Consider the following 11,701-nt stretch of genomic DNA (forward strand, 5'->3'; position numbering starts at 1 on the left):
CTTCCTCCATCGCGATCGGCGTGATCAGCTCCACGTCCATGCGCACGTTGTCCCCGGGCATCACCATCTCCGTGCCCTCCGGCAGCGTGCACACCCCCGTCACGTCCGTCGTCCGAAAGTAGAACTGCGGCCGGTACCCGTTGAAAAACGGCGTGTGCCGCCCACCCTCTTCCTTCGACAGCACGTACACCTCGCACTTGAACTTCTTGTGCGGCGTGATCGAGCCGGGCTTGGCCAGCACCTGCCCCCGCTCCACGTCGTCGCGCTTGACCCCGCGCAGCAGCACCCCCACGTTGTCGCCCGCCTCCCCCTGGTCCAGGAGCTTGCGGAACATCTCCACCCCCGTCACCACGGTCTTGGTCGTCGGGGTGAACCCCACGATCTCCACTTCGTCCTGCACCTTGACGATGCCCCGCTCGATCCTGCCCGTGGCCACCGTGCCCCGACCCGAGATCGAAAACACGTCCTCCACAGGCATCAGAAACGGCTTGTCCTTGTCGCGCTGCGGCTCCGGTATCCAGCTGTCCACCGCGTCCATCAGCTCGAAGATCGACTTGCAGTCGGCGCACTCGGGCTTGCCGCACCCGCACCCCAAAGCCTTGAGCGCGCTGCCCTTCACCACCGGGGTGTCGTCCCCGGGAAACTCGTAGCTGCTCAGGAGCTCGCGCACCTCCAGCTCCACCAACTCCAAAAGCTCCGGGTCGTCCACCATGTCGACCTTGTTGAGATACACCACCAGGTAGGGCACGTTGACCTGCCGCGCCAGCAGCACGTGCTCCCGGGTCTGGGGCATCGGGCCGTCCGCCGCGCTCACCACCAGGATCGCCCCGTCCATCTGCGCCGCACCCGTGATCATGTTCTTGATGTAGTCGGCGTGGCCCGGGCAGTCCACGTGCGCGTAGTGGCGCTTGTCGGTCTCGTACTCCACGTGCGCGGTGGCGATGGTGATGCCGCGCTCGCGCTCCTCGGGCGCCTTGTCGATCTCGTCGAACGCCGTGAACTTCGCAAACCCCTTGTTCGACAACACCTTGGTGATCGCCGCCGTCAGGGTCGTCTTCCCATGATCCACGTGCCCGATCGTCCCGATGTTCACGTGGGGCTTGGTTCGCTTGAAGGTTTCCTTGGCCATCGTTCCACTCCTCTCTTCGGATCGGCGGAAAACAGAAACCTCCCGGCCGGGGCGCCAACCGGGACGCAACGGGTACAACACATGGAGCCCACGACCGGAATTGAACCGGTGACCTCTTCCTTACCAAGGAAGTGCTCTGCCGACTGAGCTACGTGGGCCCGCCTCCCCCGAAGGGGACGAACAGCGCGTCTTGGAGCGGGAGACGGGGCTCGAACCCGCGACCCTCAGCTTGGAAGGCTGACGCTCTAGCCAACTGAGCTACTCCCGCGGAGAACTCGGATGGTGGTGGGGGGAGGATTCGAACCTCCGAAGGCTGCGCCGGCAGATTTACAGTCTGCTCCCTTTGGCCACTCGGGAACCCCACCACGGATGGATGCACCCGTGGAGCTGGCGATGGGACTCGAACCCGCAACCTGCTGATTACAAATCAGCTGCTCTGCCAATTGAGCTACGCCAGCCCGATACCCCCGGCGCGAGGTGCTGGCGCAAGCCAAACCTACCCCCTCGGGCGGAAGGAGAGGGGATGCTAGCGAATGGGCCAGAGCGTGTCAAGGAGAAAAGGATGACCCGATCCACCACCTCGGTGGCGAGCGGGGTCCGGGAGCCCCTGCGCTCCGCCCCGCAATCCGCGGTGTTCGGAATCAGCGTATCCTGGCGAGTCAGTGCGCCGAACCTCACCGGTTTCTCCCGAGCGGCCGCGGATCGGTCTAGGCGGCACGGGGCTGCGCTCCGGGGCTCCCGGACCCCGCCCCAAGACTTGGTGGTGGATACCGGGACATCGCCTCCGGCGAGGCGGATGCAGGGGCGCAGCTCGCAGCAGACCGCGCCGCAGGCCACCTCCCCGTTGGAGCCGGACGCCGACCCGACCAGGGGCAGGTGTCCACGGGGGGTGTGCTCCCGACCTGCCGCAGGTCCGGAGCGGCTGCCGTGCGGCGGCAGGGGTGGCCTCGAAGCTTGCGCCCGCCCACCGCCGGGGTCAGGAGCTCCGGGATGGGCCACCGCTGCGCGGCAGGGGGGCGACATCCAGGAGGAAGGCGCGGGAACCTGCCGGGGGCGCCGGGGGCTCGACCACGTCCGGCTCCGCGCGCAGGCGCTCCAGCAAGAGCCGGATGATGCTCTTGGCGAGCTCTTCCTCGCCGAGCAGGACCGTGCCCGCGTCCTCCTGCTTCAGGAAGGAGGCCTCCATCTCGCTGTGCGTCCGAATGATGATCTCGATGGACGGGTTGAGCTGTCTGGCGATCTCCACCATCTGCCGCACCTTCAAGGTGTCGGGCGTGGCGATGACCAGAATGGACGCGCGCGCGACGTGGGCCTGCGCCAGCGTCATGGCGTCCGCCGCGTCGCCGGTCACCGCCGGGATGCCCCGGTCGCGCAGCTGTTGCACGATTTCCCGGTTCTGATCGGCGACGACGAAGGGGATGCCCCGTGCCTCGAGCGCCTGGCAGACCCGCCTGCCGACGCGCCCGTAGCCCAGGACCACCACCTGCTTCGACAAGTACTTTCCTTCGGTGGTCATGGGCAGCATCGCCAGGGGGTCGTCGAGGGCCTCGCGCTTCCGGACCATGGGCCGTGGCGAGAGCACGGCGGCATCGGCGTCCCTGAGGGAAGAGGGGTCGCCGAAGAGCAGCAGGGTGTCGTAGGGTTGAATGCGCGTCTGACCCCTGGGCACGACATAGCCGTCCCCCCGCCCGATCAGAAGGATCAGGGCATTGGGGGGGATGTCGAGGTCGGCGATCGTTCGGCCCGCGGCCGCCGTGTTGGGCAGCACCTCGATTTCGCGGGTTTCCCCCTGCGCCTGCCCAAAGCGTTCGAGCTCCAGGGAGAACGACGGGCGCGCCGCCAGGGGCTCGTCCACCTTCAGCAGGCGGGCCACGGGCATCAGGAGCGTTCCTTGGATCAGCACGGACGTGAGGACCGTGAAGAACACCACGTCGAAGATCGCGCCGGAGTGCTCCACCCCGGCCATCAGGGGGAACGTGGCCAACACGATCGGGACCGCCCCGCGGAGCCCGGTCCACGAGACGAGCATGCGCTCGCGCCAGTCGAACGCACTGCCCGCCAGGCCGACGACCACCGCCGCCGGCCGGGCTACGAACATCAGGAAGAACGCCACCAGAAGCCCCGTCGCCGCGATCTCCGGCAGCCGCGAAGGAAACACGAGCAGGCCCAGCGTGACAAACAGCGCGATTTGCATCAGCCAGGCCAACCCGTCGTGGAACTTCATCATGTACCGCTTGTGCGTAAAGGTTGCGCCATTGAGCATGACGCCGCACAAGTACACCGCGAGGAAGCCGTTCCCATCCACGAATTCTGCGGCGCCGAACGTGACGAGCACGAAGCCCATGCTCAAGACGGGATAGAGCCCCTCGTAATCCAGGCCGATGCGGTTGAAGACCAGGGCTGCGACTCTTCCCGCACCGATTCCCAGCAGGACTCCGAGCCCCATGTCGAGGACGAAGGTCGGAACGAGTTGGGGCCACTGGAACCCGGCCACGGTCACCAACTGCGTGATGCCCACCGTCAGGAAAATCGCCATGGGGTCGTTGCTGCCCGACTCGAGCTCGAGCAGCGGCTTGAGGTTGCCCTTCAGGCTCACTCCGCGGCTTCGAAGCACGCTGAACACGGCAGCCGCGTCGGTGGAGGAGATGATCGAGCCGAGTAGGAGGCTCGTCAGGAGAGGAAGGCCGAGAACGGCCCACGCGAACAGTCCCACCAGGACAGCGGTCATAGCCACGCCCAGCGTGGCGAGGACGATGCCGCGTCCAAGGACCGGCTGGACGATGCGCCGGTTCGTGTCGAGCCCGCCGGAGAACAGGATGAAGGCCAGCGCGACGGTGCCGACCAGGTTCGCGGCTTGGGCGTTGTCGAAGTGGATGCCGCCGGGCCCGTCCGAACCCGCCAGCATGCCGATGACAAGAAACACGATCAGCGTGGGCACCCCGAGCCGGTCGGAAACCCGGCTGGCCAGGATGCTGGCCAGCACGAGAAACCCCGTGACGAGGAGGATGAGGGCCGGTTCGACCATGGGCGCTGCGAGTGTCCTTTCTTCGCCCAACCGCAGCCGTGTCGGGCGCACGGCTTCGAGCCAAACGGTCCGCGCCGCCGCGCTTCCCGCGTGCCGGAGGAAGCTGCCGTCCACCCGGCGAAGGTCTGCCCCGGGTCCGTCCGCCGCCGGGGTTCCCAAGGGGCACGGGACAAGCCTGGGGGTGTATCGAAAGCGCGCCCGGCAACCAGACCGCCGGCATGCGGAGGGGTGGCTCTAAGCGGTGGATCGGCACCCTGCCGCGGGCCCCGCTCCGGTGCGGTTTGCGGAGTCTGCGACAGGTCTCCCGAGGACGCGGCAAGGCCGGCGGGAACCGCGCCACGGCTCCCCCGGGGCCCGGCTCCGAAAGGCTACCCAGTTCGGGCGCGGTACTGCCGGCGCCATTCGAAGAGCAGCACGCCGCATGCCACGGCCACGTTGAGGCTGGAGACCTGGCCCGCCATGGGGATGGACACGGCGCGGGAGCACCGCCGCAGGACGTTGGGCCGGATGCCCCGGTGCTCCCCCCCCAGGACCACGACGCAGGGGAACCGCGCAACGGCCGCGTAGAGGTCTTCGGGACCGTGATCCGACGCGGCAACCGCCTCGAAGCCCTCGGCCGTCAGCTCATCCAGGGCCCGGGCCAGGTTCACCACCCGGGCCACGGGCACCGAGGCCAGGGCGCCGGAGGCGGTGCGGGCCACCGCCGCGCTCAGGCCGGCGGCGCGGTCCTTGGGAAGGACGACCCCCGCGGCGCCGGCGCCGTCCGCCACCCGCAGAACCGCTCCGAGGTTGCGGGGATCCTGCACGCAGTCCACGGCGACGATGAGGGGCAGGCGCCCCGGCTCCCGCGCCCGGCCCATGAGCTCCTCGAGGGCGGCGTACCGCCACCCGCCGACTTCGAGGCACACCCCCTGGTGGTTGCCCCGGCCCGAGAGCTCGTCGAGGAGCTTGCGCGGCACCTGCCGCACGGGGAGCCCCAGATCTCGGGCCGCCCCGAGCACCTCTTCCGGCCCCGAACCCTCCCGGGCCACCAGGAGCTCCCGGCAGGTCTCGGGGGAGGCCGCCAGGTGCTCCGCCACCGTCCGGCGCCCGTACACCCATTCGGAAGCGCTCATTCCCGGACCCTAGCGCCTGCGCTTGCGTTTCGGCGCCTTCCCCGCCCCCTCCATCTCGGCCGCCAGCGCCCGCGCGGCGGCAACGGGGTCGGGGGCCATCCGGATCGGCCGGCCCACCACCAGGTAGTCGGCTCCCGCCTCCAGGGCGCCCGCCGCCGTATCCATGCGGCTCTGGTCGTCGAGGTCGAACCCCGCCGGGCGCACCCCCGGCGTCACGATGAGCGCCTCGGGCCACGTCTTGCGAATGGCCGACGCCTCCAGGGGCGAGGCCACGACGCCGTCGAGACCGGCGCTGCGGGCCAGGGCCGCCAGGCGAAGCACCGCTTCCGAGGCCGGACCGGCGATGCCCACGGCCTCCAGATCGGCCGGGCCGTGGCTGGTGAGGACCGTGACGGCCAGGACCTTGGGCTCGGGTCGCTCCGCCGCCTGCGCACCCTTGCGCGCCGCCTCGGCGGCCCGGGCCATCCCCTCGGCGCCCGCCAGGGCGTGCACGTTGACGAGGAAGGCACCGAGCCCCCCCGCCATGCGGGCGGCGCCGGCCATGGTGGCGGGGATGTCGTGGAGCTTGAGGTCCAGGAAGATGCGGGAGCCCCGGTTCACGAGATCCCGCACCAGGGTGGGTCCCTGGGAGACGAAGAGCTCCAGACCCACCTTGAACGCACCCACCTCGCCGTCCAGGCGCCGCACCCACCCCTGCGCCTCCCCCGCGGTGGCCACGTCCAGGGCGAAGATGAGCCTCTCGCGGGCGGTCACGTGCGCCGCTCCTTGACCCACGCGGAAGCCCACGCCGCCGCCTCCCCGAGGGGCACCCGGTGCTCGGCGCGGGTCTTGCGCTCCCGCGCCTCCGCCATGCCCTGGGCCAGGCCCTTGGCGCCCAGGGTGAGCCGAAGGGGGATGCCCAGGAGGTCGGCATCCTTGAACTTGACCCCGGGCCGCTCGTCCCGATCATCCACCAGCACCTCGATGCCCTGGGCCTGGAGCGCCGCCGCGAGGTCCCCGGTGACCTGCCGGGTCGCCTCGTCCTTGACCTGGAGCGGGAGGAGCACGACCTCCCAGGGGGCCAGGGGAACCGGCCACACGATGCCGTCCGCGTCGTGGTTCTGCTCGATGGCGGCGGCGGCGGTGCGCCCCACCCCGATGCCGTAACACCCCATCACCAGGGGGCGCTCCGCGCCCTGGGCGTCGAGGAACGTGGCCCGCAGGCTCTCCGAGTACTTGGTGCCGAGCTTGAAGACGTGCCCCACCTCGATGCCGCGCCGCACCGCGACGGGCGCCCCGCACCGGGGGCACGGGTCGCCTTCCTCGATGGCGCGAAGGTCCGCCCAGCCGGCCACGGGAAAGTCCCGGCCGGCCAGGGCACTGCGGTAGTGGAACCCCCCGCGGTTGGCCCCCACCACCAGCCCTCCCGCGCCCCGCAGGGCGTGGTCCAGGTACACGGGCACCGACAGGCCCACGGGCCCGGCGAATCCCACCGGCGCCCCGGTCACGGCCCGCACCGCCGCCTCGCCGGCCAGCTCGGCCGTGTTGGCTCCCAGGAGGTTCTTCACCTTGGCGGGGTTCGCCTCGTGGTCGCCCCGCACACACACGGCCACGGTCCCCCGGTCGGTCTCGAAGAGGAGGGTCTTGGCCACCGCTTGGGGGGGCACCCCGAGGTAGGCGCTCACCTCGCCGATGGTGCGCTGCTCGGGGGTGGCAACCTCCTCGAGGGGCGCGGCTTCCGGAGCGGATCCGGCTTCGGGAGCCCGCACCTCGGCCTTCTCCACGTTGGCCCCGTAGCCGCAGGCGCGGCAGGCCGCCACCGCGTCCTCCCCCGAGTCGGCCAGCACCATGAACTCGTGGGAGAAGCTCCCGCCGATGGCGCCCGAGTCGGCCTCCACGGGCACGAACTCCAGCCCGCACCGCTGGAAGATGCGCACGTAGGCGTCCACCATCTTCCGGTAGCTCTCGTCGGCGCCGGCGCTGTCGGCGTCGAACGAGTACGCGTCCTTCATGATGAACTCGCGGCCCCGCATGAGGCCGAAGCGGGGGCGGATCTCGTCGCGGAACTTGGTCTGGATCTGGTAGAGATTCATGGGGAGCTGGCGGTAGGAGCGGATCTCCCGGCGCACCAGGTCCGTGATGACCTCCTCGTGGGTGGGGCCGATGCAGCAGTCCCGCTCGTGCCGGTCCTTCAGGCGCAGGAGCTCCTTGCCGTAGACCTCCCAGCGACCCGACTCCTTCCAGAGCTCCGCGGGCTGCACCGCGGGCAAGAGCACCTCCTGGGCGCCGGCCCGGTCCATCTCTTCCCGAATGATCCGCTCCACCTTGCGCAGCACCCGCAGGCCCGCCGGCAGGTAGGAGTAGATGCCCGCCGCGAGCTTGCGGATCATGCCGGCCCGGAGCATGAGCTTGTGGCTCACCACCTCGGCCTCGGCCGGATCTTCTCTCGTGGTGGGGAGCAGGAGCTTCGCGTAGTCCATGAAGACCTCGATGGTCAAAGGTAGGGGGAATCGGCCGGTTTGTACCCCAGGGCGACCGCCCGGGGCAAGGGGCCGGGGCACCGCGATCCGCCATCTGGGTGGCCAGCGGGTTCCGAGAGCCCCTGCGCTCCGCCCCGCAATCCGCGTGAACTCGAGGAGGGCCCCCTCACGGAATCGGTGCGCCTCGCTTTAGAGGTTTCCACCGCCTCTGGACGACCGGTCGATGCGGCACGGGGCTACGCTCCGGGGCTCCCGGAACCCGCCCCATGATTGGGTGGTGAATTCTGACCCAACCTCCGCCTTTCGTCACTGCCTCCGAGCTGCTATAAGTAGCCCCCTTCCGAGGCGAAGCGAGCCGCCCGGTCCCGGCCGCGGGGCCGGCGTCACCGAATGCCCGCAGGGGCACAGGCATCGAGGAGGTTCCCCATGAAGAAGATCGACAAGGCCTTCCGCGGGTACCAGCAGCAGCTCTCCGAGGCCACAGAGGACCTGTTGCGCATGCTCAGCCTCACCCACGAGGGCTTCCTGAAGCACCGGAAGGCCCCCCTGGAAGAGGCGGAGCGCCTGGGCAAGAAGGTCCACGCGGTCGAGCGGGCGTTTGCCGAGGCCATGGCCAAGGAGGAGGACAAGGAGTCGGCCAAGCTCCTGGTGGCCCTGGCGGGGCACATCGAGCGCATCGGCGACTGCGTCGAGAACGTGGTCCGCACGGTCCACAGCAAGATCCGGGAGGGGACCCTCTTCTCCGACAAGGCGGTCACCGAGCTCAACCACGTCTTTCGCACGGCCCAGGAGCTCGTCTCCCACGTGCGGGATATCGTGGTCACCCTCAACCCGGTCCTCATGAAGCACGTGGTGGCCTGCGGCGAAGAGCTCGGCCAGGAGGCCAGCCGGTTCGCCACGGCCCACGAGGAGCGCCTGGTGATGGGCCTGTGCCAGCCCAAGCACTCCTCCCTCTACCTGGACATCGTCGACAATCTGCGCACCAGCGTCTGGCACCTGAAGGAGATGGTCGCGAAGCTCCAGTAGGTCTGCGCCCTGCCGCTTCTCCGGTCTGCGAAAGAACGGCACAGGGCCCCGCGGGGCCCTGTGCCGTTTGTCCCTGCGACGTCGGCCAAACTGTCAGATCAGGTAGCGCACCGCTTCCCGGGCCAGGTCCACGATGGCTCCCGGGATCACGCCCAGGTAGAGTACCCCGATGCCCGCGAGCACCGTAGCCAGGGTGGCGGAGGGGCCGCCGCGCAGCTCTTCCACCAGAGGCTTTTCCGGCGCCTCGGTGAAGTACATGGTGACGATCACCCGCAGGTAGTAGTACACGCTCGCCGCGGAGTTCAGGACCCCGAAGATCGTGAGCCAGTAGTACCCCTCGTTCACCGCCGCCTTGAAGATCAGGAACTTCCCGATGAAGCCGGCGGTGGGAGGGATGCCCGCCATGGAGAAGAGGAACACGCTCATGGCGAGCCCGAGGAGGGGGAACTTGAACCCCAGCCCCGCATAGGCGTCGAGCCCCGTGTTCTCCTGCCCGAACTTCCCCACCATGATCACGCAGGCGAACGCCCCCACGTTCATGAAGGCGTAAGCGAGCAGGTAGAAGAGCATGGCCGAGCTCGCCTCGGGGGTTCCCACGACGAGGCCCACCAGGAGGTACCCGGCGTGGGCGATCGACGAGTAGGCGAGCATCCGCTTGACGTCGGTCTGGGCGATGGCGGCCAGGTTCCCCAAGGTCATGGTGAGCAGCGCGACGACCCAGAGCGCCCCGGACCACTCCCCGTGCAGGCTCGGGAAGGCCGTGACGAAGACCCGGACGAAGGCGCTAAACGCCGCCGCCTTCACCCCGGTGGCCATGAAGGCGGTCACCGCCGTGGGGGCGCCCTGGTACACGTCGGGCGTCCACGCGTGGAAGGGCACCGCCGCCACCTTGAAAGCGAAGCCCACGGCGATGAGCCCCACCCCGATGAGCGCCATGGGCGAAGAGGTGAGCCCCCGCACCTGGGCGAAGTGGGCCATCACGTCGTGGAGCTGGGTGGTGCCGCAGGCGCCGTAGACGAGCGCGATGCCGTAGAGGAGGAACGCCGAGGCGAAGCCCCCCAGGAGGAAGTATTTGTAGCTCGCCTCCCCTCCCCGCTCGGTGCGCAGGTACCCGGCCAGGGCGTAGATGGCGAGGCTCATGGTCTCGAGCCCCAGGAAGATCACCAGCAGGTGGGTCGCCCCCGCCATCAGCATCATCCCCACCATGGCCAGGAGCACCAGGGCGTGGTACTCCCCGTGGTCGGCCCGCTCGGAGCGCAGGTAGCTCTCCGAGAGGAGCAGCGTGAGCGCTCCCACCACGTAGATCACGAAGTAGAAGAAGGCGGCAAAGCCGTCGGCGGCCAGCATCCGCGAGAACCCCAGGCGCTGGGGCCCGAAGAGGGAAGGCGTGAGCAGCGCCGCCACCACGATCCCCGCCAGCCCCAGGTACGCCAGGTACCCCTTGCGGCCCGGGGGGCCGAAGGCCTCGGCGAGCAGGACCAGCAGGGCGGTGCCCGCAATCACCATGTGGGGGGCGAGCGCCCCGAGATCAGACATTGGGAACTCCATGGGAACTCCTCCCTCTCGGAGTCTTCTTCGAAATGTCGTCCAGCGATGCTGCGCCTCGGACGACTGAGGTCAGTCCCTATCCCCCTACCCGATCGGCATCGGTATCGGTATCGACCTCGACCCCGATACGCCCAGCCTTGGCACCTACAGGAACTGGTCGGACAGCGCCTCCCCGAGCGGGCGGCGCGTTCCGCGAACGCGCCCTACCGGGTCTCGGCTCCGTCGGCCCCGTCGTTCACGTCGGGCACCCGTGCCACCGCTTCGGGCCGCGCCCACTCCTCGCAGGCGATCCGCCGGGCCTCCACCCGCTCCAGCCACTGCACGACCGAGGCGTCCATCGGCCGTAGGAACACCCCGGGGGTGATGCCCATCCAGAAGGCCAGGACCACCATGGGCACGAGGTACCCCCACTCCAGCCCCGTGAGGTCCATTAGGCCCTTGTTCTTCTCGTTCTCCAGGGCGCCGAAGAAGACCCGCTTCACCATCCACAGCATGTAACCGGCGGCCAGGATGACCCCGGACGCGGCGAACACCGCCGCAGTCTTGGAGGCGAGGAAGGCGCCCACCATGATGAGGAACTCCCCGACGAAGCCGTTCAGGCCGGGCAGCCCGATGGAGCTCATGGTGATGACGAGGAAGACGAGCGCGTACCAGGGCATCTGCTTCGCGAGCCCCCCGAACTCCGAGATCTCCCGGGTGTGGCGGCGCTCGTAGATGACGCCGACCAGGAGGAACAGGGCGCCCGTGGAGATGCCGTGGTTGAGGCTCTGGTAGATGCCCCCCTCCACGCCCTGGATGTTGAACGAGAAGAGCCCCAGCATCACGAAACCCAGGTGGGAGACGGAGCTGTAGGCCACGAGCTTCTTCACGTCGGTCTGGACCATGGCCACCAGGGCTCCGTAGATGATCCCGATGACCGCGAGCACCATCATGAAGGGCGCAAACGCCTCCGCCGCGTTGGGGAAGAGCGGAATGGCAAACCGCAGGAATCCGTACGTGCCCATCTTCAGGAGCACGCCCGCCAGGATCACCGACCCGGCGGTGGGGGCCTGGGTGTGGGCGTCGGGCAGCCAGGTGTGGAGCGGGAACATCGGCACCTTGATGGCGAACGCCAGCGCAAACGCCGCAAAGAGCCAGAACTGCACGTTGGGGGCGATGGGCACCTCGTAGAGCCGCAGCACGTCGAAAGTGGCGCCGAAGCCCGCCTTGATGTTGAGGAAGTAGAGGGACAGGATCGCGACCAGCATCAGGAGCGACCCCACCATCGTGTAGAGGAAGAACTTGACCGCCGCGTAGATCCTCTCGCCCCCGCCCCAGACCCCGATGAGGAAGTACATCGGGATGAGCATGGCCTCCCAGAAGATGTAGAAGAGGAAGAGGTCGAGGGAGACGAGCGCCC

General features: G+C 69.1%; 7 protein-coding genes, 4 tRNA genes and 1 pseudogene. 1 reads left to right on the plus strand and 11 read right to left on the minus strand.

Annotated features, from left to right (window positions below; genetic code table 11):
* The 9 genes and pseudogenes from tuf to AB1578_17200 all read right to left on the minus strand — a co-directional run.
* The coding region (gene tuf / locus AB1578_17160) for an elongation factor Tu (protein ID MEW6489629.1) at positions 1-1,129 on the minus strand (1,129 nt) is incomplete at its 3' end.
* Between the two features lie 82 nt (positions 1,130-1,211).
* A tRNA-Thr gene (locus AB1578_17165) sits at positions 1,212-1,287 on the minus strand.
* 33 nt (positions 1,288-1,320) lie between these two features.
* A tRNA-Gly gene (locus AB1578_17170) sits at positions 1,321-1,397 on the minus strand.
* Between the two features lie 12 nt (positions 1,398-1,409).
* A tRNA-Tyr gene (locus AB1578_17175) sits at positions 1,410-1,494 on the minus strand.
* Between the two features lie 17 nt (positions 1,495-1,511).
* A tRNA-Thr gene (locus tag AB1578_17180) sits at positions 1,512-1,587 on the minus strand.
* A 518-nt stretch (positions 1,588-2,105) separates the two neighbouring features.
* Positions 2,106-4,268, minus strand: a complete 2,163-nt coding sequence (locus AB1578_17185) for a potassium/proton antiporter (GenBank protein MEW6489630.1) — start codon at positions 4,266-4,268, stop codon at positions 2,106-2,108.
* A 254-nt stretch (positions 4,269-4,522) separates the two neighbouring features.
* Complete coding sequence (gene rlmB, locus AB1578_17190; GenBank protein MEW6489631.1) at positions 4,523-5,269, minus strand: 23S rRNA (guanosine(2251)-2'-O)-methyltransferase RlmB; 747 nt, start codon at positions 5,267-5,269, stop codon at positions 4,523-4,525.
* A gap of 9 nt (positions 5,270-5,278) precedes the next feature.
* Positions 5,279-6,022, minus strand: coding sequence for an orotidine-5'-phosphate decarboxylase (gene pyrF / locus AB1578_17195; GenBank protein ID MEW6489632.1), 744 nt, complete (start codon positions 6,020-6,022; stop codon positions 5,279-5,281).
* 38 nt (positions 6,023-6,060) lie between these two features.
* Positions 6,061-7,728, minus strand: a pseudogene (locus AB1578_17200) (proline--tRNA ligase).
* 426 nt (positions 7,729-8,154) lie between these two features.
* Between AB1578_17200 and AB1578_17205 the strand changes: the two are divergent.
* Positions 8,155-8,754: a hypothetical protein gene (locus tag AB1578_17205; GenBank protein MEW6489633.1), complete on the plus strand. Its 600-nt coding sequence runs from the start codon at positions 8,155-8,157 to the stop codon at positions 8,752-8,754.
* 93 nt (positions 8,755-8,847) lie between these two features.
* Here the strand turns inward: AB1578_17205 and AB1578_17210 are convergent, their stop codons facing one another.
* Both AB1578_17210 and AB1578_17215 read right to left on the minus strand, forming a co-directional pair.
* Positions 8,848-10,302 (minus strand): NADH-quinone oxidoreductase subunit N, encoded by a 1,455-nt coding sequence (locus tag AB1578_17210; protein ID MEW6489634.1) that lies wholly within the window; start codon positions 10,300-10,302, stop codon positions 8,848-8,850.
* Between the two features lie 203 nt (positions 10,303-10,505).
* A partial coding sequence (locus AB1578_17215) for an NADH-quinone oxidoreductase subunit M (GenBank protein ID MEW6489635.1) occupies positions 10,506-11,701 on the minus strand: 1,196 nt, incomplete at its 5' end.

Source organism: Thermodesulfobacteriota bacterium (assembly GCA_040756475.1).
Classification (GTDB): domain Bacteria; phylum Desulfobacterota; class Deferrisomatia; order Deferrisomatales; family JACRMM01; genus JBFLZB01.